This window comes from Gemmatimonas sp., assembly GCF_031426495.1.
Lineage (GTDB): Bacteria > Gemmatimonadota > Gemmatimonadetes > Gemmatimonadales > Gemmatimonadaceae > Gemmatimonas.
The window spans coordinates 1-24,848 of record NZ_JANPLK010000077.1 but is presented as its reverse complement, the minus strand read 5'-3'; the positions used below and the strand labels follow the sequence as shown (position 1 = coordinate 24,848).

Below are 24,848 nucleotides of genomic sequence, written 5' to 3'. Positions count from 1 at the left end.
CGCTGGAAATGTACACAGGCCACTTTGGCGCCATGGATATACACGCGCCCCAGCCGGTTGGTTACGCCGCCCGCCTCGGCCTCTTCTCCGGCACGATGCTGGTCGTGGGCGGCATCATCGGCTCCGGCATCTTCCTGTCTCCATCGGTAGTGGCACAGCGGGTCGGCACCGCGCCGCTCACGCTGGCCGCTTGGGGCATCGGTGCCGTCGTGGCCATCATCGGCGGCTTCGTGTACGCCGAGCTGGGCGCCCGACGCCCGCAGGCAGGAGGCACCTACGTCTATCTGCGCGAGGCATTCGGCACGCTGCCGGCGTTTCTTTACGGCTGGGCGCTGTTCCTGATCATGGCAACCGGGGCCATCGCGGCCGTGGCCATGACCGGCGCCAGCTATCTGGCCACCTTGCTGGGGTGGTCACCGGAACACGCGCGGGCCATTGCCATCGCCCTGATCGTCGTGCTGACGCTGTTGAACGTGTTGGGCGTGAATATCGGCGCCACCACGGGGAACGTGCTGACGGTACTCAAACTGTCGGCCATCGCGATCCTGGTGGTCGCGGCGCTGGTCATGTCGCCGGCGAACGCATTGCCAATACCGACCATTGCCGCTGCACCGCTGGTCCCGCCGCAAGGCATCACCGCCACCGTGGTGGCGATGGGCGCCGCGCTCGTTCCGGTGCTCTTCTCGTTCGGCGGATGGCAGCAGACCAATGCCGTGGCCGAAGAGTTGCGCGATCCCGCGCGTACGTTGCCCCGAGCCTTGATTCTAGGCGTGCTGATCGTGGCCGCAACGTATCTGCTGGTGAACGTCGCCTATCTGCGTGCCCTTGGCGTCGAGGGACTTGCCGCCAGCACCGCGCCGGCCGCCGACACCATGTTCGTGTACCTCGGCCCGGCCGGGCGCACCCTGATCACTTGCGGCATCGTGGCTTCAACCATCGGCTTTCTGGGTATGGTGATCCTCATGTCGGCCCGCGTGTATCAGGCGATGGCCGCTGACGGACTGTTCTTTCAGAGCATGGCGGCGCTCCATCCCGTCACGCGCACGCCGGTGGTGGCGCTGGTGGCACAAGGTGCCGTCGCGCTGGTGCTGCTGCTGACGGGCACGTACGGCCAACTGCTGGACTACGTGGTGTTCGCGGACTGGATCTTCTTTGGCGCCACGGCTGCCACGTTGTTCGTGTTGCGGCGGCGTGACGCGCATCGTGACGGACCCGCGTTGGCGCAGGCGCCGGGACATCCCGTCACGACGTTGATCTTCATCGCGGCCGCCGTCTACGTTGTCATCGGCTCGATCATCTCGAACCCGGGCAATGCCGCGCGCGGCGCGGGTCTGCTCGCGCTCGGCGTGCCGGTCTACCTGTACTGGAACGGGCGCCGCGCCGCGTCACGGCCACCCGCTACGCTGTGAGCGAACACACCGCCATGGCCGCCACCGTGCGGGTCGCTGCGCTCTTCGTCCATCCGCTCAAGTCCGCGGCAGGCATTCGCGTGCAGGAGCTCACGCTGGACGAACGCGGCGCGGTTGGAGACCGCCGATGGATCTTGGCCGACCACAACGGCGACATGATCACCGCGCGAGAGACGCACCGCCTCGTGCTGATTCGCCCGTCGTTCCTCACGCACGACCGCAACGGAGGCATCCGGCTCACGGCACCTGGCTTGCCAGCGCTCGATGTGCCCATCGAGTCGGTAGATCGCGGTGCGCCTGTCCAGAACGTGCGCGTGTGGGATGACGAGGTCGTCGCGCACGACGTGGGGGACATCGCCGGCGCGTGGTGCTCTGCCGCCGCGGGACGCACCTGTCGGCTGCTGCGACTGGCCGATGTCGATCGACGACCGCTTGCACCGCGCTTCGCGGGAACGATCGACGCGCACGCGCGCTACGTCGCGATGTCGGACGGTGCGCCCTTGTTGTTGCTCGGCATGGCCAGCATCGAAGCCCTGAATGCGCGTTTGCTCGACAGCGGCCACGCTGCGGTCATGGACCTGCGTCGGTTCCGCGCGAATGTGCTCGTGACCGGCACACGTCCACATGACGAAGATACGTGGCGCGATATTCGGATTGGTGAAGTGTCGCTCAGCGTGGGGTCCGGCTGCACGCGCTGTGTGCTCACCACGGTCGATCCCGATACGGCCGAACGCGGTCACGAGCCCCTGCGTGCCTTCGCGCAGTATCGTCGCGCCGACGGTGGCGTGATCTTCGGGATGAACACTACGCACCGCTCAGCCGGCGTGATCCGGGTTGGCGACGAGCTGCAGGTCCTCAGTTTTCGTTAGCGACACCAGCGGAGAAGAACTTCGCGATCGCCGCAATCGTGATCGGGTCGCGCAGAATCCTTCGATGCCCGACGTGCTCCACTGGTAGCAGCGTAGAGCGCGGCCAGAATCCCGCGATCCGCTCTGCGTCGCTAAAGGGCACTTCCTTGTCGTCGAGGGCATGGACCACCAGCGCCGGGACCGTGACCGCGCGCAGTGCGCCTTCGATATCGTCGGTGCGATAGCCGCGCGCCATGATGCGGCGCCGCGCGTCACGCACGAAGTGCTCCGTCGCCTTCGGCGGCAGATGCATGGCCGCGGAGAACCGGTGGATTACGTCGTGCAGCGACGACGGGCTGGCGATGAGCGCCGCTCGCGACAATGAAAGTCCCGACGAGAGCGCCAGCGCGATACTCCCGCCACCCATGGAGTGCCCCACCGCGCCGTACAGCGATCCGATGTGTGCGCTGACGTCGATCAACGCTTCGGCGAAGCGATAGGGGTCGGACTGCCGTCCCCGTGAATGCCCGTGCCCTGGCGCGTCAATGGCGACCACGCTGAATCCTCGTGCCAGCAGAGCAGGGGCCAGCACCGCAAACTGCGTGGCGCGTCCCTCCCAGCCGTGAATCAGTGCCACCAGCGGGCCCTCACCCGCCCGAAGCACCGACAGGCCACTGGGCAGGCGTTCGCGTCGCGCCAACGCTTCGAAGGGTACTTCCCACTCGCGGGGCGTGAACTTGCGCGGCGTGGAAAAAATCCGGCGACTCAAACGCGACGCCAGCGATGGCGCGACCCGGCCGAGGGTGCGGTTTGCCCCGCGAATGATGCGGATGCCGGCGGGGATGTCGTTGACCATACAGAAGTATCGCTGAGATGCACGAAGGGCGGCCACCTTTCGGCGACCGCCCTTCGCGTTCCGCTCCCCCTCCCGAGGGGCCCTGCAGACTACGAAAGCGCGCTCAGTACAGCTGGACCCAGCTACGCTCCTTCGTGCGGGTCAGAATCGCCGATCCGCGAAGGGCGGACTCGACCGCACACTTGGACCAGTTGAACGACGAGTTACCAACGATGTCGTTGCCGTCGTTCACGTTGGCGTTACGGGACATGATGCTGCCCCACATGTCGAAGGTCCCGTTGCCCTTCGTGATGTCGTCGCGGGCGATGATCAAACCGAACCACTGAAAGTTGCCCGCCAAGCGAATGTCGCCGTTGACCAGGAGAATGCCCTGTCCGCGCCCCTTCGTGAGCTGAAGCGACCCACCGGCATAGATGATCGGGAAGTAGTCGGTGCAGCCGGCGATGTACCCGTTTCCGCTGCGCAGCGGCTCGCCCCAGTTCGACGTATTCGACAAGTCGCAGGTCGTCGCGGTTCCAACCGGCTCAGGGCCCAGATTGCCGGCCGGCAGCGTGATGTCGGCATTGGCCACGAGCGTATTCCAGCTTTCCGTGCCGTAGCGGACATACGTGTTCGAGTCGGCGGCAGCGGCACTTTGGTTGATGCCGCCGGTCACCATGTTGGGTTTCTGAATCGTGGCCGTCTTGCCGGTGGCATAGCTGATCGCGAACGTGTCGCGGCCGGCGATATTCGCGCATTGGGTCCAGCCTACCGGATTCGTATTCGTACCGGTGATCTGCGCCGAACCCTTCACATCGATATTGCCGGCGGTCACAATGGCACCGCCCGGATTGATCGTCGGGTAGGCGATGCGCACCACCATATGCGTCTGGCGCTGTGACTCCAGCGCCCCGTTACCGATGTTGGCGCGGCCCACGGATACGACCCAGAAGGTCGTCTCGGTCAACCGCTGCACCCGCACGCGAGCCGTATCACCCTGTGCGACGAACACGTTCGTGGAATCGATGGCGCCGATCGCCATGCCCTTGGGGGCGGGGAGATTGCGGGCACGATCCCACTTGGAGATTTCCTGATTCAACCCGAACTCGGCCACCGCAAACGCGCGCTGCTCCACCAGCGTATTGCGGCCGGCGCGGAAGTCCTGCATGGCGCCGAGCACCGCGCCGGTCGAGAGAATGGCGAGCACGACCACCGCCACCAGCGTAATCAGCAGTGCCGTGCCGCGACGGATCCGTGTGGTCCGCGTCGTCTCGGTGGCCTGCGCTTCGTACGGCGTTGCGGGACTTGTCATTGACGGTTCCTCAGGGCGATGCGAAAGGCGAGTGAGTCGGTGTTGCTGGTGCTGCTGCTCCCCACACCGCCGGAGCTGTTCGCGCCCTTGGCGCGCAGGATCATGTCGATGCGCGCCACGTCGCGGCCCAACGCGGGATTCGTAACGGCGAGGCCGAGACTATCGAAATATGAGAAACGAATCCCGCCGTTCGAACTACTCGGCGGCTCGTATGGTCCACTCACCGCCGTGGCCCCTTGCCACGCCCCGCCTACGTACTCGGCCCGCGTGAGGTAGTACCGCCCGCTGCTCTGTGCGGTGAGTTGGAAGCGTGCGCTGCGCGTGAACCGAACCGCTGATCCGACTTTGATCGAATCGGGCAGGTTCGGCGAGACCGTCACCCGAAATCTGGGCTTGCCGATGTCGAGCACGGCATCAATGAATGGGGAGAGGGGGCAGAGCGCTGCACTCTGTGACACGGCGGTGATCCGCAGCGGCACCCACACGTCGTCTTCGGCACCACGTGACAAGCTGTCGTTGAACGCCCACACCGTGTCACCCGCCTGCGGGGTGGTATACCAGCTCGTGACGGTATTGCGCGCCATGTTGAGCGGCGGCAGGTCGAGTGCGCTGTTCGACGGACGCGCGCATACGGCGGATGCCCCCAGCACCGCGCGAAACGTCAACGACGTGGAATTGAAGGTGGTCAAGTCGCCGCCCGACGACGAGATCGACCGCAAGTCGGCCGGCACCAGGTTCATCGCCGATCGCAGCTCGCGGCGCATCCCCATCTGCTCATTCGTGCGCTGATAGAAGCGCTGCTGTCCCATCATGAGACGCGACACGATGATGCCCACGACCGAGAGGATGGTCATCGTGACCAGCATCTCGACCATTGTGAAGCCCCGGCGGCGCATGGAGGTCAATCGCGGCATGGAATCACCATCGAGTAAACGAGAGTCTTCGTGCGGCGGGGGATCTGGATGTTCACGGCGATCGTCTTGATGTTGCGGCCGTCGGTCACGGTCCATGACTCTTTCACGCCGCGCGTCGTGCTGTTCCCGGTGGCGGCGCCGGCCGCGAGCTGCGCGCAGGAGAGGCTGGTGAGCGAGTCGAGACGCGCTTGGGCAACGCCGGCCGCAACGGTCTGCCGCACGCCGCCACCCATCTGATTGGCCACCGCGGCCGAGCTGCTCAGGAGTCCACCCACGGCCACCGTGAGCATCAGGACGGCCACGAGGATCTCGACCAGCGTCACGCCATCGCGAGTGCGGCGCGCCGTCGAGACTGCAGGCTGCTTCATAGCTGACACCCCTTGGGCATGATGATCCCGGCCGGACTGATACACAGCGTGTCCGACGACGACGAAATGCTGAGCTTGTATTTGAGATTTGTCGCCGGCGTCGGCGTCAGCATGCCGCGCGCATCGAAGTTGAGCGTGACCGGGGAGCCGGACAGCGCCGTCAGCCCGACGCCGAACTCGGTATCGAGTTTGATCGGACCGAAGACGCTTACCACGTTGCCATTCAGCCCGCTCTGTACCGAGACGCGGGCCGAGGAGCCGTCGATCGTGAGCGTCGAGGTCTTGCCCTTCTGCAGGGCAGCGGCGCGCGCGGCGGCGAAGGCCGCAGTGAGCTCCTGACGGGCGGCGCGCAACGACGTACTGGTCTTGATGGTCGTCATGCGAGGCACGACCATCGCGAACATGATGGCGGCGACTCCCACGACGAGGAGTACCTCGATCATGGTGAAGCCCAGCCGACGGCGGAGCGGAACGCGAGAGGTCATGACGGCACGGTGGACGAAGGGCGATGCGGCATCGGGTGACGCACGCGGTTGGCGTACGGACCCTGATCTGATGCGACATGGACAACGTCACGGTATGCGGCGTCACAGAACATTCCTGTCGTGGCGCTTGCCCTCACACTGCACGTCATTATTCGGTCAATATGAAGCAAAATACATGAAATCAACGATTTACGATGTCCCTCACGCAAGAAAGGCCACCGCGTGAGCGATGACCTTTCTCGTGTCGAACGTCGTGTTCAGCTCCCGGGGAGGGACTCGAACCCCCGACAGGGTGATTAACAGTCACCTGCTCTACCTGGCTGAGCTACCCGGGAATATCGACGGCCGTCGCCGCCGTCTCACACAACCGCGAACGGCCATGCAAGAGCCCAATAGTATCGTCACCACACCCGACTGAGTCAAGCGGGCAACACCGTCTTGAGCCACCGCCCCGTGTGCGACGCAGCGACCTGTACGATCTCTTCCGGCCGCCCCATCGCCACCAGGTGCCCGCCGCCGTCGCCGCCGTCCGGGCCCATGTCCACGATCCAGTCGGCCAACTTGATGACATCGAGGTTGTGTTCGATGAGCACCAGCGTGTGCCCTTGATCCAGCAGCCGCTCAAAGACCTGCGCCAGTTTGCGGATATCCTCGAGATGCAGGCCGGTGGTCGGTTCATCCAGCACGTACAGCTTCCGGGCACCGCCGCGGGCCGTCAGGGCGAGTTCCCGGGCAATCTTGAGGCGCTGCGCCTCGCCGCCCGAGAGTGTGGTGGCCGGCTGCCCCAGACGTAGGTAGCCCAGCCCGACCTGCTGGACGTGCCAGAGTGCCTGCGCCAGTTTGTCCTCACGCGGGAAGAACTTGATTGCCTCGTCCACCGTGAGCTCGAGCACGTCGGCGATGTTGCGGCCGCGCACCCGTACCTCGAGCACGTCGGGTTTGAAGCGCTTGCCGCCACAGGCATCACACGGCACGAAGACGTCGGCCATGAACACCATCTCCACTTCGATCGCCCCCGCGCCTTCACACTGCTCGCACCGCCCACCAGCCACGTTGAACGAGAAGTGCCCCGGTCCGTAGCCGCGCGTTTTCGACAACGGCATCTCGGCGAACAGCTTCCGGACTTCGTCGTACGCTTTCACATACGTGACCGGGTTCGACCGCGGCGACTTCCCGATCGGGCTCTGATCCACCAGTACCACGTCATCGAGAAACTCCTCACCCGACAACGACGTGAACGTGCCCACGGTCTCGCCCAGATGTTCCTTGGCCGAGTGCTCGCCGTGCAGCCGCGCTTCGACGGCATGAAAGAGAATGTCGTGCACCAGCGTGCTCTTGCCCGACCCCGATACCCCGGTCACCACCGTCATCGCACCGAGCGGGAAGCGCACGTCCACGCGATTCACGTTGTTCGCGCTCGCCCCCTTGAGGTCGAGCCAGCGCGGCCCCACCGCCCGTCGCTTGGCGGGCAACGGAATCGTGCGCGCGCCCGTGAGATACTGCCCGGTGAGCGGACTGTTCGTGATCTCGGCGATCGGTCCGGCGAACACCACCTCGCCGCCATGCTCTCCGGCGTGGGGGCCAAGCTCCACCATGTAGTCGGCGATGCGCATCGCTTCGAGATCGTGTTCCACCATGATCACGGTGTTGCCGTGATCACGCAGCCGCATCAAGAGCGCGAGCAGTTTGTCGAGGTCGCGCGGATGCAGTCCGATACTCGGTTCATCCAGCACATACGTCGCATCCACCAGCGCCGCTCCCAGCGCATTCGACAGCGTGATACGCTGGGCCTCGCCGCCCGACAACGTGCGCGTGGCGCGGTCGAGGGTGAGATAGGTGAGCCCGACATCCGATAAAAATCGCGTACGACTGCGCGCCTCGCGCAGCACGGCCTCGGCGATCTGCATCTCGCTGGGAGACAGCAGCAACGTGTCGAGCCACGCGTGCAGATCGCGCACCGGCATCTGCGTGACATCGGCGATCGTGCGATCCTGAATGCGTACCGCCATCGCGTCGGGCTGCAGCTTGCTACCACCGCAATCGCGGCACGCGCGCGCACTCTGATACTTCCGCAGGAAAATGCGGATGTACTGCTTGTAGCGCTTCTCTTCGAGCGCCTCCAGAAACGGAAAGATGCCCGTGTACGCGAGCGACTTCGACCGTAACAGTTGTTCACGCGCTTTCGCCGGCAAGGTCTTCCACGGGGCATCGGGCGACACGCCGAGCGTTCGCGCAAACTCCACGACCGTCCGACGTTGCTTCTCGTAACGAGGGGCGGTCCACGGATCGATGGCGCCGTCGCGCACTGAGCGCTCCTGATTCGGCACAATCAGCGCTTCGTCGTAATCGAGCGTGGCGCCGAATCCGTTGCACGTGGGGCAGGCGCCGCGCGGATTATTGAACGAGAACAGCTGAGGCGTTGGCGTCGGCGCGCGTGTGCCGTCGTTCGGGCACTCAAAGCGCTCGGTGAACGCCAAGCGAGACACCGGCTTGTTGCCCGTGCTCGCCCGCAGGGCTTCCGGCGGTAGCACCGGCTCAGGGAAGAGCAACACCGTGTCACCGTCGCCTTCGTTGAACGATGTCTGCACGGCGTCGGCGATGCGACCACGGGCCGACGCCTCCACCCGCAACCGGTCGATCACGATCTGCACGTCGCCGGCGGCCGCCAGGTCGATTCCTTCGGCGTCCACATCGTCCAAATGTACGATGCGCTCGCCGAGCGCCACGCGCACCAGGCCGCGCGCCCGCAGGTTCTCGGCGATCACCGCGTGGGTCACCTCGCTGGAGCGGATCAACGGACACGCCACCATAAAGCGCGTCCCATCGGGGAGCGCCATGGCCGCGTCGGTGACTGTTTGCACCGTATCGGGACGCAGCTCGCGGCCGCACACACGGCAGAAGGTGTGCCCCACGCGCGCCCAGAGCAGGCGCAGGTAATCGTAAATCTCGGTCGCGGTGCCCACCGTCGACCGCGACGTCCGTGTGGGGTTCTTCTGCTCGATGGCCACGGCTGGAGAAAGCCCCTCGATGGAATCGACGGCCGGCTTCTCCATTCGCTCCAGGAACTGTCGCGCATACGCCGACAGCGACTCCACGTAGCGTCGCTGACCTTCCGCGTAAATCGTGTCGAACGCGAGCGACGACTTGCCCGAGCCCGACACGCCGGTCACGACGGTGATGGCCCGTCGCGGAATGTCGAGGTCAAAGCCCTTCAGGTTGTGCTGGCGGGCGCCACGGATACGAATGCGATCCTTCATGCGCTGAAAACTATCGGGGCGGCCAACTAGATTCCGCAGCTCATGCCCGGGACCGCACCCACCACGTCATCAGCCGACGACGAAGCACTCGGTAAAGCGTACGACGCGCGCCTCGTGCGGCGCTTGCTGGCATACGTGCGCCCGTATCGTCCCTTGGTCGTCGCGGCGCTGGCCTGCATCATGATCCAGTCCGGAATGCAGTTGGTTGGACCGCTGCTCACCCGCTGGGTGATCGATCGCGCGTTGCCGGCCAAGGACGTCGGCTTGGTGATGCAGGTGGCGTTCATGTACGCCGCGCTCCTCGTGGCCCAGTTCGGTGCGGCGTTCGGCGAGACCATGTTCACGTCGCTGCTGGGACAGCGCGTCATGCGCGATCTGCGACGGGAGCTGTTCGAACGGTTGCAACGTCTCCCAGTCGCGTACTTCGACCGGAATCCGGTGGGGCGGTTGGTCACGCGGGTCACCAGTGACGTCGAGGCGCTCAACGAGCTGTTCACGTCGGGCGTGGTGGCCGGCGTCGGTGACCTGTTCACTCTGCTGGCCATTGGCGTCGTCATGCTGTCTGTGGATTGGCAGCTGGCTATGGCGTCCTTCGTGGTCATTCCGCTGGTCCTGGTCGCGTCGCGGGTGTTTCAGAATTCCGTGCGAACCGCCTATCGCGACATCCGTACGCGGCTGGCGCGCCTGAATGCCTTCATCGGTGAGCGGATCGGCGGCATGCGCATCGTGCAGCTCTTCGGTCGGGAGGCGCACGAGGTCCGGCGTTTCGACGCCCTCAATCAGTCGCATCTCGACGCGCATCTGAAGTCGATCCGGGTGTACGCCCTGTATTTCCCCGTGATCGAATTCCTCACCACCTTCGCCTTGGCCAGTCTGCTCGTGACGGCCGGCTTCCGGGTGGGGAGCAGCGCGATCACGGTCGGCACGGTGGCGGCCTTTCTGCAGCTCGTCCGTCGCTTCTTCCAGCCGCTCCAGGATCTCTCTGAGAAGTACAACATCCTGCAGGCCGCCATGGCCGCATCGGAGCGGATCTTCGGCCTGCTTGATACGCCGGTGGCGGCCGGGGGGGCGTCTACGCCCGATCGGGACGCGCGGGTGGGCGCCCTCCGATCGGCCGGCGTGACGGTGGCGTTCGAGGATGTCTGGTTTGCGTACGACCGGGAGCAGGGGGTGTCGGACGACCACTCGCCCGCCTCGCAGCGTGCGGCCGACGCGCTCCGCCCGACTGCGGCCGGTGCTGCGGAGTCGGCCGCCCGCTGGGTGCTCAAGGGCGTCAGTTTTCGCGTGGCACCCGGGCAGGAAATCGCGCTGGTCGGTCACACCGGCGCCGGAAAGACCACGATCGTGAACCTGCTGCTCCGCTTCTACGAGCCGCAGCGCGGGCGCATTCTGGTCAATGGGGTCGATATCCGGGAACTCCCGGTGGACGTGCTGCGCGCGGTCATCGGGTATGTGCAGCAGGACATCTTCCTCTTCGCCGGCGATGTGGCCGGCAATCTCCGACTCGATGCCGACATCGACGACGAGACGCTCGCCGCGTCTGCCGCCCGGGTAGGGGCCGACCGGGTGATCGCGCGTCTCCCCGGTGGTTGGCACCACGAGCTGGCCGAACGTGGTGGCGGGGTCAGTGTCGGCGAGCGTCAGTTGCTCGCCTTTGCGCGCGCCGTCGCGGCCGACCCGGCCTTGCTGATCCTCGATGAGGCCACCAGCGCGGTGGATTCCCATATCGAAGCGGAGATTCAGCGGGCCGTCTCGGAGCTCATGCGCGGCCGGACCACGATCGCCATTGCGCACCGCCTCAGCACGATCGTCGAGGCCGACGAGATTCTCGTCTTGCATCACGGCGAGGTCGTCGAGCGGGGCACCCATCGCGCGCTGCTGGCCGGTCAGGGCCTCTACGATCGGCTCTTTCGATTGCAGGTGGGCGAGCCGGAAGGCGTCCATCCGGGCGATCCGCCGGCCCGTCCGCCCGAGGAATCGCCCCCCGGCGGGGACACGGATCTGTCGGCGAGCTCGGCGACGCGCTTGCCAACCGACGCAACTCTCGGGTAGCTTCGCTTCTCTGCTCCACGTCCCATTCGTCATCCTCGGTCAGACCTCTTCCTATCCACGTGCAGCTATCCGTCGCCGCCGGCACAGATGTCGGGCGCATTCGGGCAGGCAACGAAGACAGCCTTTATGCGGACGCCGATCAGGAGCGAGGGCTCTTTATCGTTGCGGATGGCATGGGCGGTCACGCCGCAGGCGAAGTGGCCAGCGAGATGGCAGTGCAGATCGTTGCGCGCGACCTCACTGATGTCCGCGACCTGACCGGCAACCCGCCGCTCTCTCGTATGGGTGAAGCGCTCAAGGCCGCCAATCGGGCCATCTACGAGCGCACCATCCAGGAAGCCGACAAGCAGGGTATGGGCACGACGGCCTCCTGCATCATGATCGGGCAGGGACGTTGGATCATCGGCCACATCGGTGATTCACGCATCTACCTCCTGCGGGATGGCGCCCTTCGCCAGCTCACCAAGGACCACTCCTATGTTCAGGAGCAGGTCGACGCCGGCTTCCTCACCCCCGAGCAAGCGCGTTACCACCCCTACAGCAACGTGATTACCCGTTGCGTGGGCGCCAACGCCGCCGTCGAGGCCGACGTGCTCCAGGGTGAGATCCAGAACGGCGATCTCTATCTCGTCGCGTCAGACGGCCTCACCGGTATGGTCGAGGATCCGCAACTCAAGAAAATTCTCGAGTCCAAGCAGACCCCAGGGCGCATGGTCGATGCGATGATCACCGAAGCGAATCGTCGCGGTGGACTCGACAACATCACGGCCATCGTCGTGCAGGTGCTTCAGGTCCATGGCACCGGCAGCACCGGCACCACGGGCGAGCAGGCTGCCGTTTCACATGCCTGAGGCGTCGGTCGGGGAGATTGCCGAGCTCTACCTTGGCAATCTCCTCTATGCGATCGAGCGATGCGCGCTGTCGCTCGAGGCTGACGACAAGGCGCTCGATGCCGCCTTTTACCGCGGCATCGGGCGTAAACTGGCTGACGCACACGGGCGCACGAAGACGCGCCCGACAGATCACCGCTCACCGGACCGCCCCTGATGCTCCACACGCGACTTCGCGCCCGCGTCATGGCCGCACTGTCGGCGGCCCTCGTCGCCCTCGCCGGTTCGCCGACGTCTGCCGTCGCGGCGAGTCGCCCGGGCTGCGTGATCGGGCAGGACAGCACCTTGCTGTCGTTGTTCAACAGTGGGCAGAGCTTTCCGGACTTCCTTGCCGCGGCCAAGGCGCGCCGGGAAGGGTGGCTCAAAATGGCCGATAGTGCGCGGGTAGATGACGCGCTGGTGGCCCGCGCCAAGGCGGTGGGTGGTACCTGGCATCTGCTGGTGGTCGCCATTGACGCCTGCGGCGACTCGATGAACAACGTGCCCTATCTGGCGAAGCTGTCGGAGTTGGTACCTGGGCTCGACTTGCGCATTGTGCTGCCGGTGAACGGCCGGCCCGTGCAGGATTCGCATCGCTCGCTCGACGGTCGCACCGCGACGCCCACCATCGTGCTGCTGGACAGCAATGGGAACGACGTGGGGTGCATTGTGGAACTACCGCGCGAGATCCGCGACTGGGCGCACGGTGTGCGCGGCCGCGTCAGCAGCGATTCGCTGCACGCCGGCATCCGCACGTTCTACGCTGGCAACCGCGGCGTGGCGATTACCACCGAAGCGGTGGAGATGCTGGAAGCGGCGAAGGCCGGAGCGCCGCGCTGCTCGCGCGGCTCCTGACCGTAAGTCTAACCGAGGAGTGCGGTCCCGGCATCGAGTCGGGCTCGCACCACCTCGGCGTCTTCACGGAGTGCGGCAAGCACGCGGGCTTCGGGAACCGGCGCACGATCGGTGGTGAACACACGCAGCCGCCGTGCGCTGCGGTAGAGTTCTTCGCTGAGCCGCGGCAAGTTGATCGCACCTTCCCACCCGGCGGCCGTGAGCTGTTCCACGCGACCGTCGCGACGCTGCATGGGGATATCGAGCCCCAGCATCTGCGTCTTCGCCGGATAGTCGAGCAACACGGCGCCGGCCGGCAGTCCAAGCTCGCGCGCGAACGCATCTTCCACGCGCCGCGTGAGATGGAAATCGCTGGCGATCCACTCGCCCACCTCCTCCCCCAGGGTAGCGGCGGGACACTCGTAGGCACGCTTATGCAAACGACGGAAGCGCAATCCGTCCAGCATAGCGCGGGCCTCGGTCGGCAACGAGGGCACATCGAGATGTACGAGCAGCCCTTCATCCGTGAATTGTGCGACCTTGTCCGATGCCACATGTCCGGAGTCGAGTGCGACCGCGACCAGTCGTTTGTACATCGCCGTCGCACTGCGCACCGCATGATGCCAATACACGTTGCGGTACATCTGGTATTTCGCGAACAGCAATGACTCGAGTGCTGAGAGGCCTTTCTCGTGCACGCCGACCATGCGCGTGGTACGCTCTGGTGTCTGCACGATCACCAGTGAATTGAGCAGGCGATCCACATCGATTTCACCATACGGCACGCCGCACATCGTCGCGTCGCGTTTCAGATACTCGATTTTGTCGAGATCGAGCGAACCCGAGATGAGTCCCTGCAGCGCATCCGTGCTGCGACCGGTGATCAGGGCGAACACTTCGTCGGGGGCCGATTCGCCGAGGGTGCGGCGCAGCACAGCGGCCACGGGACCCGAGGTGATCAGCGGATACGCCACCTGCTCATGGTGCGTGACACCGATCTCTTCGAGCGCATGCGAGAACGGATAATGCCCGACGTCGTGCAGTAGTGCCGCCGCTCGCACGATCTGCTGGGCGCGCGCATCGATGCCCTCGAGGGCGCCGCGTTCTTCGAGCAGGCGGAGGGCCACGCCGGCAAGGTGCCAGGCACCGAGCGCGTGCTCGAATCTGGAATGTGTCGCACCTGGATAAACCAGGAAGGCGAGTCCGAGTTGGCGCACGTAGCGCAGGCGCTGCACCACCGGCGTTTCCAGCAGTGCCAGCGCGAGCGGATCGAGTCGGATGTTGTTCCAGAGCGGGTCGCGAAGAATCTCCATACCGAAAGATATGAAGCGGAGCCGTCAGCGGGGCATCAGCAGCAATCCGGCGGTGCGCGACCCCGTCGGGGACGTCCCCGAGTGCCTCGGGGACCAAGCGCTGCTGCAGTGTCCCCAAACGCGAAACGGCACCATTGGGGGTCGTGCCACGTTGTTCCCCGTCGATGCGAAGACTCGCCGAATTCGTCAACGAAATCACCGAGCCCCGTGTAATTGGCTCAAGCAGTCCGACGTCGAATTTCCCTCTGAAAAGACGTTCGAAATCCGCTCTTAACGCGGGTGCAGTTTCCCCGTCTACATTGACGTGACCCATACCTCCTTCTTTCTCAGACGGCTCCTCGGCGCCATCGGATTGCTCTTCGTGTGCAGTCTGCAATTGGCCGCGCAGGCAGTCGATATCATCCGTGGCCGCGTGCTCGGCACCGACGCGCAGGCGATCCCCAATGTGCTCGTCACGGCGACGACACTGAGTGGCAACGTCAGCCGCTCTTCACGCACCGACAAGAATGGTCGCTACACGATCTCCTTCCCCGGCGGGGAAGGCGATTACTGGGTGACGTTCTCGGCCGTCGGCCTCGGCCCCCGTCGCTATCAGGTGAAGCGCACGGCGGATCAGGAAATCCTGATTGCCGATGCACGCATGGCGCCGGCGACGATCACGCTCGACGCCGTGCAGGTCACGGAACGGGCGGCGGCCTCGCGCACCGATACTGTCTCCGATGTGTCGGGCACCGAGAAGACGGTCGATGATGCGACGGCCGGCTTCCTCAACGCCGATCAGTTAGGCGATTTGGCCGCGATGGCGTCGGCGATTCCGGGCGTACAGTTGCTGCTTGGCGCCGACGGCGCCGCCGATGCCTTCTCGGTATTCGGACTGGGCGGCGACCAAAACAATACGCAGCTCAACGGCCTCAACTTCGGCGATGCCGCTCTGCCGCGCGATGCCAGCGTCTCCACCTCACTCGCCACGTCGTCGTACGACGTGTCGCGCGGGGGATTTTCCGGTGGACAGTTGCAGGTGCGTACGCGCTCCGGCTCGAACTTCATCCGGCGCACCCTCAGCGGCAACCTGATTACGCCGCAGATGCAGTGGCTCGACCAGACCGGGCTCGCCACTGGCCAGCAGTACACGAACATGTCGTTGGGGGGCTCGGCGTCGGGACCGATCAAGGCCGATCGCGCCTTCTTCAACTCGTCGTTCCAGTACGATCGTCGCTTGCAGGACCTGCAAACGCTCCTGAGCGAAAGCTCGCTGGGCTTCGAGACGGCCGGCGTGGCTGCTGACTCCGTCGCGCGTTTGCTCAGCATTCTCGGGTCCAGCAACGTGCCGATCACCGTGGGCGGGTACTCGCCGCAGCGTATCGTGAATCGCGCCACGGTCCTCAACAGCTTCGACTACGTGCAGGCCAATTCCAATCGTGGCAACACCTTCGCGATCACGCTATCGGGCAACTACTCGGGCACGGCGCCGGTGGGCGGCGGTGGTGGCGGCTTCGGTGGGTTCGGTGGCGGCGCGGCGAGTCTGTTCACGCCCACGCGTGACGGCACGCGCGACAGCTACGGCGGCGCCCTGCAGGCGCGTCACAGCGGCCTGCTCGGCTTCCAGGGCATCTTCACCGAAAGCACGATCGGCTACAGCATGAGCCGCAACGCATCTGATCCGTTCGCGATTCTTCCGGCTGGTACGGTTCGCGTGAACTCGCAGCTGGTCGATGGGTCGGCGGCGGTCAGTAGCTTGCTGTTCGGTGGTTCGCCGAGTCTGAACACGGCGTCGACCAACGCGTCGTTGGCGGCCAACAACACGCTGTCGTGGTTCTCCAACGACAACCGTCATCGCGTGAAGCTCACCAGTGAGCTGCGCCGCGACGACTTCTCGCAGAACGTCGCGTTCAATCAATACGGGTCGTTCAGCTACAACTCGTTGACCGACCTGCAGTCGAACACGCCGGCCTCATTTACCCGGACGTTGTCACCGCGCACGCGCACCGGCAGCCAGCTCGTGGGCGCCATGTCGCTGGGCGATGCCTGGCGCCCCACGAACGATGTGCAGGTGCAGTACGGCGTCCGCGTGGACGGCAATCATTTCTCGAAGGGACCGCAGACGAATCCCGCCGTGCTGTCGGCGTTCGGCTTGGACAACGCCGAGACGCCGAATCGCCTTTACGTAAGTCCGCGCGTCGGATTCTCGTGGACGGTGGGACAGGCCGATCAAATGGCACTGCTTCCGGGCATGATCCGCGCGCCGCGCGCGGTCATCCGTGGCGGCGTCGGCGTCTTTCAGAACACCCCCGGCGTTCAGCTCATCTCGAACGCGATCGACAATACGGGGCTTCCCTCAGCGCTACAGCAGCTCACCTGTTTTGGTTCGGCGACGCCGCGACCGAATTGGTCGGCGTATGCGGTAGACGAGGCGAACATCCCACGTACCTGCGCCGACGGCACCAGCGGGACGGTCTTCGCCAACAGCTCGCCGAACATCACACTGTTCGTCCCCGACTATCAGGCCCAGCGTTCCATTCGCGGAAACCTGCAGTGGGCCGGCGCCGTCCTCAAGAATCGCTTCATGTTCTCGGTGGACGGTACCTATTCGCGTAATCAGCGCCAGCAAGGCGGTGTGGATCTCAACTTCCCGGGCATTCAGCAGTTTACGCTGGCGAACGAACTCGGCCGACCCGTCTTTGTCACCCCCGCCGCGATCGTACCGACGACCGGTCAGGTGGCGTGGCGTCAATCGCGCGTCGCCGACGCGTTCGGCCGCGTGACCGGGCAGACGTCGACGCTCGAGTCGGAAAGCAAGCAGATCAACATGAGCTTGCGCCCTGCGGTGTTCAACTCGCACTACAACTGGAGCTTGGCGTACGTGCTGGCCGACGTGCGTGAGCAGTACCTGGGCTTCAATAGCACGGTCGGCTCACCGACTGGTACGGAATGGTCGAAGAGCGCGTTTTTCTCGCGGCATCAGATCCAGTACTCATTCAGCTACAACGCGTGGGATGCGGTGCGCATCTCGTGGAACGGCAACTTCCGCTCGGGCATCAACTACACGCCCACGATCAATCAGGACGTGAACGGCGACAGCTACGGCAACGACCGCGCGTTCATCTACGATCCGGCCACGGTCACCGATCCGGCGCTCAAGGCTGGTCTCGAGAACCTGCTGGCGACCGGCACGCGTGAAGCGGTCTCCTGTCTGCGCGGACAGCTCGGCCAGTTCGCTTCCCGCAACTCCTGCACGAGCCCGTGGACGATGCAGGGCAACCTGAACATCTCGTTCAACTCGCTCAAGATCGGATTGCCGCAGCGCGCGAACCTGAATCTGCAAATCGCCAATCCGCTCAATGGTCTCGATCGCCTGATCAACGGCGAAGCGGGACTGAAGGGGTGGGGCGCCAATCCGAGCCCGAGCGGCCAGCTGCTGTTCGTGCGCGGCTTCGATGCCACGAACAACACCTTCAAGTATGAAGTAAACGAGCGCTTCGGCTCCACACGTCCGGCGCAGACCACGCTCCGCTCCACCCCGATGTCGATCACCATGACGATGAGCATCGACGTTGGCCCGACACGCGAACAGCAGCAGCTGTTGCAGCAGCTCGATCGTGGTCGTTCGCGCGCCGGCAACAAGCCGTCGTTACAGCAGCTGCGCGGTACGGCGACGTCCGGCATCATCAACCCGATGCAGCAGCTGCTCCAGCAGTCGGATACGCTCAAGCTCACGCGCAAGCAGGCCGACAGTCTCGCCACGCTCAACCGCTACTTCGTGCTCCGGTCCGACAGCATCTGGAATCCGGTCACCAAGTTCCTCTCCGAGCTGCCCGACAAGTACAGTCACGACGACGCGTACGGCCGCTACAAGGACGCTCGTGAACAGACGGTCGACATGCTCATCAAGTTCGCCCCGGGCATCAAGAGCCTGTTGACGCCGGCGCAGATCCGGATACTCCCCGCGTCTCTGGTCGGCTTCCTCGACAAGCGCACCCTGCAGGGATTGCGGTCGGGAACGGCGGGAGGGAATCAGTTCGGTGGCGGCATGGGAGGCATGGGTCGTGGCGGTGGCGGTGGCGGCGGTGGCCGAGGAGGCAACTGATCATGTCGGACCTGACGAATCGAAATTTCTCTCGACTACAGAGTGGTACTCGCATGAGCGTGTCGCGTACGAAGTCCGCGACGTGGGCGATGGTTGGCGTGTCGATTCTGGCCGCCACCGCATCGACCGCGTCGGCGCAGGTCTCGCCGGAAACGCCGTCTACCTCCACGGTGCCGGTGCGGGAAGTGACGGCACCGTTGGCCAAGGCCACGCGTCCGATTAACGGCGCGAACATGCTGCGCGCGCTGCCCGACGGTTCGATCTTCATCAACGACGTGCAGCGTCGTCAGCTGCTGCGCTTCGACCCCACGTTGCAGAACGTGGTGGTCGTGGCCGATACCGCGGCGGGCGCGCTCATGCCGTATGGTCAGCGCCCGATCGGATTGATTCCGTACCTCGGTGACTCGTCGATCGTGGTCGACCCGGCCACGCTGTCGATGGTGGTGCTGAACAAGGACGGCAAGACGGTACGCGTGATGGCGTCACCGCGTACGAACGATGTGAACACGCTGTCCAACATGAACCTCGGATCGCACGCCTTCGATCAGCAGGGGCGCTTGTACTATCGCCAGGGTAATGCCGGCGGCGGTCCTGGCGGCGGTGGCATGGCGATGATGTTCGGCAGCGGCAACGATCGTGGCGGTGGTGGTCGCGGCGGCCAGGGCGGGCAAGGGGGGCAGGGCGGCAACACCCAGCCGCAGGGTCGTGGCGGCGCACAGCCCGCGCGTCCCACGGCCGGCGACGATCCCGCGTTCCGTGGCGGCGGGCAGGGCGGCGGCCAGCCGTTCGGTGGCCCCGGCGGTCGCGGCTTCAACCCGCAGAGCCAGCCGGACTCGGTGCCTATCGTTCGCGTCAACTTCGACACGCGAAAGGCGGACACGGTGGCGTTCGTGAAGGTGCCCAAGAACGAAACGCAGATGACGCGTGGCGAAGACGGCAGCACCAAGATCGCGATCAAGATCAATCCGCTGCCGCAGGCCGATGATTGGGCGCTGCTGAACGACGGCACGGTGGCCGTGATGCGCGTGCTCGACTTCCATGTGGACTACTACCGTCCTGATGGTTCGCACATCGCGTCGGACAAGCTGCCGTTCGACTGGAAGCGCATCACCGACGACGACAAGACCAAGCTGGTGGATTCGCTGCAGACGCTGGCCAAGGCGGCCACCGAGCGTGCCGCCGGCAACGCGGGCGGTGGCGGTGGATTCCGCATGTCCTTCGAGCCCGTGGCCGCTGAGAAGCTGCCCGACTACTACCCGCCCATCCGCGCCGGCACCACGCTGGCCGACTTCGATGGCAACCTGTGGGTGCTTCCGGCCACGTCGAACCTCTCGGCGCAGCTCGCGACGCAGTTCATGGGGGGCATGGGCGGCCGCGGTGGGCCCCCTGGAGCTGCCGGTGGTGCTCCGGGTGCTCCCGGTGCGGCTCGGGCGTCCGGCGCAGCTCGGACGCCAGGTGACACCACGCGCGGCACGATGCCGGCCGCCGCGATGGGCATGATGGCGGCGATGATGAACCAGCCGCCGCTCGTGTACGACGTGATTAGCCCGGCGGGCAAGATGATCGAGCGCGTGAAGCTGCCCGCCGGTCGTCAGCTCCTCGGCTTCGGCCCCAACGGCGCCATCTTCCTCGGCGCCCGCGATGGCCGTCAGCTCTTCGTCGAGAAGGTGATGCGGAAGGAGTGATGCACCGCCTCTGATTCGAAGAGCCGCCCCGGAGCTGCATGCTCCGGGGCGGTTTTGTTCTTGTTGGAGATCGCGAAGCAAGAACAGCAATCGCATCACCGCGTATTGGCACGAATGACCGCGGATGAATGCAGCGCGACGACGCGCGCGGACTGTCCGCAAGCCGACATTGAGCCTCCCAGAGTAATGTGGACACCTTGATAAGCCTGTCGGCAAATTCAGGGTTCAGGTGAGCAATGAGGGCCGCACGAAGAGGGAAGCCGGTTAAAGCGCCTGCGGTCCCAGAAACACCTCGAGTGCTCTCGCCTGAGCATAAGCGCGAGGCCGTGCCTGTCGCGGCCGTGGGGGATCGGACCGTGCGCGCCGTCGCACTGGCGCTGTGGGCGCGCGCCCCGACATGCTGTACCCGGGGAAACGGCAAGCCCAGGCGAGGGTCCAGCAGCCGGTGGCGCTGGGCTGACTTCGGGACTTATCGTACATGCTGGTTATGCCGATCAAATCAACAGAGGCGCAATGTCCAATCTTCCAGATCAGTCTCGAAGCTCTCGACCGAAGCGGCTTGGCTTCAGCGCGCGACACGATGCTGCTGCCAACTCCGACACTGAAAGGATTAGCTCCGCCATTGGTATCGCGCATCTGGTCGTTGGCGCCATTGGCGTGGTTTACGCTGGGGTCGGCCTGCTCACGGCTGCCGCGATCTCGCCAGTTTTTCTAGGTCCGGTGGTCGCGCGGCTTATCCCGGACATACTCACCTGTTATGCCGGGCTCCTGATTGGTGAAGGACTCCGGAGGGGAGCCATCATCGGGATTCTCGGCGGCGCTCTTCGCTTGGTACTCTTCATAGTCGCGTCAAGTTTCGGAATGATGTTCGTGCTGACGCTGGTGCTAATAGTAGCGGCGGTGTGGATACTACCAACGCTAATGTCATCGGATCGCCCGAAGCTGAACGGCCGGGAAGATAGGTGACACTTTGTCCGGGGATATGGTAAACAGTTCTTCTTGAGTGACGGCGCGCCGGTGATCGTGCGTGCGCGCTCGTCGAATCGACCGAGCAGGGTTTGGTAGTAGAGCACGTTCCAGATGCCATCATCGGTCTCTTCCAATCCGATCATTTCATTCTTGAGTGCGCGACTGAGAAAATGCTGGCCATTGTGCAGACGAATGGTGCCAGCGCTGCTGATGTGTCGCCCCTCGACGTGCCAGGGGTAGGTGGGTGGGGTGATGCGCGTGGGGAATGGACGCGTGGAAGGATGCCGGCGCGAGGCCGGCGTCTCGTCATTCGGGGCCTCATGGGGCCGGACCTCGTTGTACGGCGGCACGAATGCGTTGAACACGCGCATCTGCAAGTTCACGTTTGCCGTGGCAGGTTACGCGACTCGCGCCTTCAGCACGCGATTCAGCCGTTCGCGCGCCCCATTCTCTAATGGGCTCGCGGGCGCAATCCGTTGATGCACGATATCGAGTTGCAACCACCGGGCGTTGAAGCGATTCAAGCCATGAGTGCCATTCGAGGCGAACGGCGCGCCGCTATCACTGCGGATCGCGTCGGGCAGCGCGTGCCGCCGCAACAGCAGCCGCAGCTGACGGTGGACATCGTCGGCTTTCACGTCGGGAGAGATTTGGCAGCACAGCACGAACGACTAGGGTGATCCGCGATGCTGAGCGGATAGCAGTGGATGCCGTCACGCGTCCGAAACTGGCCTTTGAAGTCGGGCCGCCTCCAGTTCTTCGGCCCGCTGCGTAAACTCGGTGCGAGTCCCGTTCCGATGCTTCGACGCATTCACCGGCAGCTGCGCGCCATCAATCGCAAACATCTCGCGGCGGGATCAGGCCATGGCCGTCGAAGACCGCCAGCACGGCCCGGAACACATGCGCGATGTCGTCGCGCGGCGAGCTCACGAAGTGGGTGATGGTGGTGAAATGGGGCGCGGTCATGGCGCACGACGCAATGAACCTCACTTGCTCGTGGCTCACCCGTTCAATTGCCCAGCCGCGCACGATGCCTTCAGAGTGCACTACCTTGCGCCGCATGACCGGCGGGTACCCCGGCGCGCAGGTCGCATCGTTATTGAAGCGCGCGTAGAAGCTCGCCAGATGCACTTCGCGATCAAGCAGGTGGTTCGGCGCGTGCTCGAACGTCCCAGGCAGCAACTTGCGCGCGAGGTCGACGCTCAGAACCGCAGATTCGTCTCGAAGGGATGTAAAGCAGGCGATGGTGGTTGCTCGACAGCGAGACGGAACAACACCGCATTCGATGCAAGACAAACTCGCCGCATGCCGAAACGTTTCGTTGCCGAATTGGCATGCCGCTGGCCATTTCCTACAGCTTCGTTACAACGCCGGCGCCGTTTGCTATGGAACTACGCAAACCGATTGTTGACAATTCTTGCTATTCGATGTAAAAACTACGTGCGCGCTGACGCCTGACTGGTCTGCGCAGATTGAGTGCGATGCCGTTCCCAAATTGCGGCGTAGCACAGTTCAGCTCGGTGACGACAATGCGTCCCGACTTCACTTTCTAGAGGAGTAGTTGCCAATGCGTTGATTAATCGATGTCCGAAAGTCCGCGGCGAGTTTGTTGCTCGCTAGCTTGGTAGCATGTGCCGAGCGCAGTCCCACTGGAATGCCTTCGTCAGAGATCGACTCTGGACTTAGGGCACGTCGAACCGTCACGATCGCGGACGGTGTCTCGGATGGAGTTACTGAGCTGCACGTGAACCCAGTGACCGGAGAGCTCAGTATTTCGGACGCAGGTGGTGCAAATCGCGTTTGGCTGCAGTATGACCCCCAATTGTTTAGTGAGATTGTCGCGGGCGTCAGAGATGTTCGCGAGGGCGATTTGAATGCCGATGCAACCAGCGTGTTGGATCCTTGGGAAAATTCCGGCGGTTACGCCGAGCGTACCGCGATCTCCGAAGAAGATAGTATTCCATCTCCGCTGATTCGTCGCCGCGGAAGCCGGATTGAAACAAAACTGGACCCGGTTGCCGCCGCATTGCTCTCTGGTGAATGGAGTCCGGACTGTCCGTCTATCGCGGCTGCCATCGGAGCTCATAGGGCGTCATACGCGTCGACTCGCTCCAACCTCTTTCAGTCGATTCGCGGAATTCAAGGTATTCCGGCAATGCGACTCGTCTGGAGAGAGGGGCGCCCGTACATAACACTCCAGGATGTTCGAAATCTGTACATCAGCAGTGGCATGACCTGGGCCGAAACGAAGGCTTCGTCGATCGCATTGGGAGTGATGAGGCTACACTACAATGGCAACTTCTGCCAGCTGCCGATCGTCGTTCAGCCGCCTTCGTTGGGAAGCGTGTACGTCCCGAACTCTGGCGGCGGCGGCGGGTTTTCGCTCGGTTGCATCAGCAATAAAGAGACATGGGAAATATCGTTTGACGGGGGTGCGACATGGATCGACATCCCGGTGGTCGTGACCACTTGCGGAGAGCAGCAAGAGTGACTGTTCCCGGCTTCGGCGCGCAGGCCGCTAGCAAGTTCTCCTTGCGGTTTTGCTGGTCCTTAGCGCTGCTGCCCGTCGCTTCGGGGGCGTGCCAAGCGCAGGCATTCTCCGGCACCCTCGACAGTCTGGCGCGTGCTTGGAGCAGCGGTACTGTGTCACCAGCGTGCGCTCCGATCAAGCCGGCCGGGGCCAGCCCTGGAACTTTGGTGTGCGACTGGACTAATCCATCGCGGCCCGCAGCTGGTAAGGTTTCGACGATACGAAACGCGCAGGATTCGCACTCGGTCATGTGGGAAAGGGCGTTCACCGGCGCGAGCGACGCGAAAGGCGTGGTCGATTCACTCGCCACGCAGTTCTCTGTCCGCGGCCTCAAGTCTCGATCGTGTGCGGTATTTGAGACGCCCACGGGAACAGCGACTGCGACACTCTGGGTCGGTGATTCGCTGGTGGTGTACATAACGAACTTCAGTGGACAGTCGCCGCCATTCACGCTTCTCGTGATGGCATTTACAAACCCCACGGCAGCTGCGTCGTTGCCGTGCCCTCCTCCCGAGTCGACAGGGGCATCCGACGCTCGAGGTCGCGATAGCCAAGATCGCTCACGTGATTGATCGAGAATCATCCGCGGTCATTCGCGCCAATTCGCGGTAAAGCAGTTGTCCTCGATCTACGAGAAAACCGCCCCGGAGCTGAATGCTCCGGGGCGGTTTAATTCAAATCACAAGCAAACTGAGAATAACCTCAGCCCTTCGGACCCGCGCCCAAAATCGCTGGCGACACGGCCGCGCCGAACTTCGTGATGTTCTCACGGAACATGCCCGCAAGCTTACTCGCCTGCGCGTCATACGCGGCACCATCGGACCAGGTGCGACGCGGATCAAGTACGTCGCTTGGCACGCCATCGATCGCGTTCGGCAGGTTCAAACCGAAGATCGGATCGGCGGCAAAGCTCGCGCTGGCCAGCGAGCCGTCGAGCGCAGCCCGCACCATCGTGCGTGTGTAGCCGAGCTTCATGCGCGAGCCCACGCCGTACGCGCCGCCGCTCCAGCCGGTGTTCACCAGCCACACCTGCGAGCCATGTGTGCGCAGCAGTTCGCCCAGCATCTCGGCGTACTTCGTGGGA

20 protein-coding genes and 1 tRNA gene are annotated in these 24,848 nt (G+C 64.3%); 9 read left to right on the top strand and 12 right to left on the bottom strand.

The genetic code is table 11. The features are described from left to right. The first annotated feature begins 32 nt into the window (after window positions 1-32). Together RMP10_RS18675 and RMP10_RS18670 are read left to right on the top strand one after the other, a co-directional pair. The gene (locus RMP10_RS18675; protein WP_310571627.1) at window positions 33-1,409 is read left to right on the top strand and encodes an amino acid permease; all 1,377 of its coding nucleotides are present in this window, start codon (window positions 33-35) and stop codon (window positions 1,407-1,409) included. Next, entirely contained in the window at window positions 1,406-2,278 is an 873-nt protein-coding gene (locus RMP10_RS18670) for an MOSC N-terminal beta barrel domain-containing protein (protein WP_310571626.1), read from the top strand. The genes RMP10_RS18675 and RMP10_RS18670 overlap by 4 nt, the downstream gene beginning before the upstream one ends. On the opposite strand, the gene RMP10_RS18665 is transcribed toward RMP10_RS18670, so the two are convergent. The 7 genes from RMP10_RS18665 to uvrA form a co-directional block, all read right to left on the bottom strand. Further along, window positions 2,265-3,113, bottom strand: a complete 849-nt coding sequence (locus RMP10_RS18665; RefSeq protein ID WP_310571625.1) for an alpha/beta fold hydrolase — start codon at window positions 3,111-3,113, stop codon at window positions 2,265-2,267. The two genes, RMP10_RS18670 and RMP10_RS18665, sit on opposite strands and share 14 nt — an antisense overlap. A gap of 103 nt (window positions 3,114-3,216) precedes the next feature. Next, entirely contained in the window at window positions 3,217-4,404 is a 1,188-nt protein-coding gene (locus RMP10_RS18660; protein WP_310571624.1) for a hypothetical protein, read from the bottom strand. Continuing rightward, window positions 4,401-5,318, bottom strand: coding sequence for a prepilin-type N-terminal cleavage/methylation domain-containing protein (locus RMP10_RS18655; protein ID WP_310571623.1), 918 nt, complete (start codon window positions 5,316-5,318; stop codon window positions 4,401-4,403). Before RMP10_RS18655 ends, RMP10_RS18660 begins: the two co-directional genes overlap by 4 nt. Then, window positions 5,306-5,686 (bottom strand): hypothetical protein, encoded by a 381-nt coding sequence (locus tag RMP10_RS18650; RefSeq protein WP_309669073.1) that lies wholly within the window; start codon window positions 5,684-5,686, stop codon window positions 5,306-5,308. Before RMP10_RS18650 ends, RMP10_RS18655 begins: the two co-directional genes overlap by 13 nt. Further along, window positions 5,683-6,171 carry a GspH/FimT family pseudopilin gene (locus RMP10_RS18645; RefSeq protein ID WP_310571622.1) on the bottom strand — a complete coding sequence of 163 codons (489 nt, stop codon included), beginning with the start codon at window positions 6,169-6,171 and terminating at the stop codon, window positions 5,683-5,685. The genes RMP10_RS18650 and RMP10_RS18645 overlap by 4 nt, the downstream gene beginning before the upstream one ends. A gap of 261 nt (window positions 6,172-6,432) precedes the next feature. Continuing rightward, window positions 6,433-6,506, bottom strand: a tRNA-Asn gene (locus RMP10_RS18640). 84 nt (window positions 6,507-6,590) lie between these two features. Then, complete coding sequence (gene uvrA, locus RMP10_RS18635) at window positions 6,591-9,428, bottom strand: excinuclease ABC subunit UvrA (protein WP_310571621.1); 2,838 nt, start codon at window positions 9,426-9,428, stop codon at window positions 6,591-6,593. 42 nt (window positions 9,429-9,470) lie between these two features. On the opposite strand from uvrA, the gene RMP10_RS18630 reads away from it, so the two are divergent. Genes RMP10_RS18630 through RMP10_RS18615 form a run of 4 tightly spaced genes read left to right on the top strand, consistent with a single transcriptional unit; the run spans window position 9,471 to window position 13,204 of the window. Next, window positions 9,471-11,480: an ABC transporter ATP-binding protein gene (locus tag RMP10_RS18630; RefSeq protein ID WP_310571620.1), complete on the top strand. Its 2,010-nt coding sequence runs from the start codon at window positions 9,471-9,473 to the stop codon at window positions 11,478-11,480. A 59-nt stretch (window positions 11,481-11,539) separates the two neighbouring features. Continuing rightward, complete coding sequence (locus RMP10_RS18625) at window positions 11,540-12,331, top strand: Stp1/IreP family PP2C-type Ser/Thr phosphatase (RefSeq protein ID WP_310571619.1); 792 nt, start codon at window positions 11,540-11,542, stop codon at window positions 12,329-12,331. Beyond that, window positions 12,324-12,527, top strand: coding sequence for a hypothetical protein (locus RMP10_RS18620; protein ID WP_310571618.1), 204 nt, complete (start codon window positions 12,324-12,326; stop codon window positions 12,525-12,527). The genes RMP10_RS18625 and RMP10_RS18620 overlap by 8 nt, the downstream gene beginning before the upstream one ends. Further along, window positions 12,527-13,204 (top strand): thioredoxin family protein, encoded by a 678-nt coding sequence (locus RMP10_RS18615; protein ID WP_310571617.1) that lies wholly within the window; start codon window positions 12,527-12,529, stop codon window positions 13,202-13,204. Before RMP10_RS18620 ends, RMP10_RS18615 begins: the two co-directional genes overlap by 1 nt. Window positions 13,205-13,212: 8 nt before the next feature. Here RMP10_RS18615 and RMP10_RS18610 read toward each other — a convergent pair whose 3' ends face one another. Further along, window positions 13,213-14,496, bottom strand: coding sequence for an HD domain-containing protein (locus RMP10_RS18610; protein ID WP_310571616.1), 1,284 nt, complete (start codon window positions 14,494-14,496; stop codon window positions 13,213-13,215). A 304-nt stretch (window positions 14,497-14,800) separates the two neighbouring features. Between RMP10_RS18610 and RMP10_RS18605 the strand changes: the two genes are divergently transcribed. Together RMP10_RS18605 and RMP10_RS18600 are read left to right on the top strand one after the other, a co-directional pair. Further along, window positions 14,801-18,580: a TonB-dependent receptor gene (locus tag RMP10_RS18605; protein WP_310571615.1), complete on the top strand. Its 3,780-nt coding sequence runs from the start codon at window positions 14,801-14,803 to the stop codon at window positions 18,578-18,580. Window positions 18,581-18,633: 53 nt separating this feature from the next. Next, window positions 18,634-20,265: a hypothetical protein gene (locus RMP10_RS18600; protein ID WP_310571614.1), complete on the top strand. Its 1,632-nt coding sequence runs from the start codon at window positions 18,634-18,636 to the stop codon at window positions 20,263-20,265. A gap of 755 nt (window positions 20,266-21,020) precedes the next feature. On the opposite strand, the gene RMP10_RS18595 is transcribed toward RMP10_RS18600, so the two are convergent. The 3 genes from RMP10_RS18595 to RMP10_RS18585 all read right to left on the bottom strand — a co-directional run bounded on the left by RMP10_RS18595 (window position 21,021) and on the right by RMP10_RS18585 (window position 22,416). Next, complete coding sequence (locus RMP10_RS18595) at window positions 21,021-21,617, bottom strand: hypothetical protein (RefSeq protein WP_310571613.1); 597 nt, start codon at window positions 21,615-21,617, stop codon at window positions 21,021-21,023. A 15-nt stretch (window positions 21,618-21,632) separates the two neighbouring features. Next, window positions 21,633-21,872 carry a hypothetical protein gene (locus RMP10_RS18590; protein ID WP_310571612.1) on the bottom strand — a complete coding sequence of 80 codons (240 nt, stop codon included), beginning with the start codon at window positions 21,870-21,872 and terminating at the stop codon, window positions 21,633-21,635. A gap of 193 nt (window positions 21,873-22,065) precedes the next feature. Further along, the gene (locus RMP10_RS18585) at window positions 22,066-22,416 is read right to left on the bottom strand and encodes a hypothetical protein (RefSeq protein ID WP_310571611.1); all 351 of its coding nucleotides are present in this window, start codon (window positions 22,414-22,416) and stop codon (window positions 22,066-22,068) included. 562 nt (window positions 22,417-22,978) lie between these two features. Here RMP10_RS18585 and RMP10_RS18580 point away from each other — a divergent pair. Then, entirely contained in the window at window positions 22,979-23,725 is a 747-nt protein-coding gene (locus RMP10_RS18580) for a hypothetical protein (RefSeq protein WP_310571610.1), read from the top strand. Window positions 23,726-24,466: 741 nt separating this feature from the next. Here the strand turns inward: RMP10_RS18580 and RMP10_RS18575 are convergent. Beyond that, the coding region (locus RMP10_RS18575; RefSeq protein WP_310571609.1) for a phosphoenolpyruvate carboxykinase (ATP) at window positions 24,467-24,848 on the bottom strand (382 nt) is incomplete at its 5' end.

Bases quoted from the DNA above. Each gene is read 5' to 3' on its own strand.
- RMP10_RS18645 (WP_310571622.1), bottom strand. From the start codon at position 6,171: ATGACCTCTCGCGTTCCGCTCCGCCGTCGGCTGGGCTTCACCATGATC.
- RMP10_RS18610 (WP_310571616.1), bottom strand. From the start codon at position 14,496: ATGGAGATTCTTCGCGACCCGCTCTGGAACAACATCCGACTCGATCCG.
- uvrA (WP_310571621.1), bottom strand. From the start codon at position 9,428: ATGAAGGATCGCATTCGTATCCGTGGCGCCCGCCAGCACAACCTGAAG.
- RMP10_RS18615 (WP_310571617.1), top strand. From the start codon at position 12,527: ATGCTCCACACGCGACTTCGCGCCCGCGTCATGGCCGCACTGTCGGCG.
- RMP10_RS18650 (WP_309669073.1), bottom strand. From the start codon at position 5,686: ATGAAGCAGCCTGCAGTCTCGACGGCGCGCCGCACTCGCGATGGCGTG.
- RMP10_RS18620 (WP_310571618.1), top strand. From the start codon at position 12,324: ATGCCTGAGGCGTCGGTCGGGGAGATTGCCGAGCTCTACCTTGGCAAT.
- RMP10_RS18655 (WP_310571623.1), bottom strand. From the start codon at position 5,318: ATGCCGCGATTGACCTCCATGCGCCGCCGGGGCTTCACAATGGTCGAG.
- RMP10_RS18630 (WP_310571620.1), top strand. From the start codon at position 9,471: ATGCCCGGGACCGCACCCACCACGTCATCAGCCGACGACGAAGCACTC.
- RMP10_RS18600 (WP_310571614.1), top strand. From the start codon at position 18,634: ATGAGCGTGTCGCGTACGAAGTCCGCGACGTGGGCGATGGTTGGCGTG.
- RMP10_RS18660 (WP_310571624.1), bottom strand. From the start codon at position 4,404: ATGACAAGTCCCGCAACGCCGTACGAAGCGCAGGCCACCGAGACGACG.
- RMP10_RS18665 (WP_310571625.1), bottom strand. From the start codon at position 3,113: ATGGTCAACGACATCCCCGCCGGCATCCGCATCATTCGCGGGGCAAAC.
- RMP10_RS18675 (WP_310571627.1), top strand. From the start codon at position 33: ATGGATATACACGCGCCCCAGCCGGTTGGTTACGCCGCCCGCCTCGGC.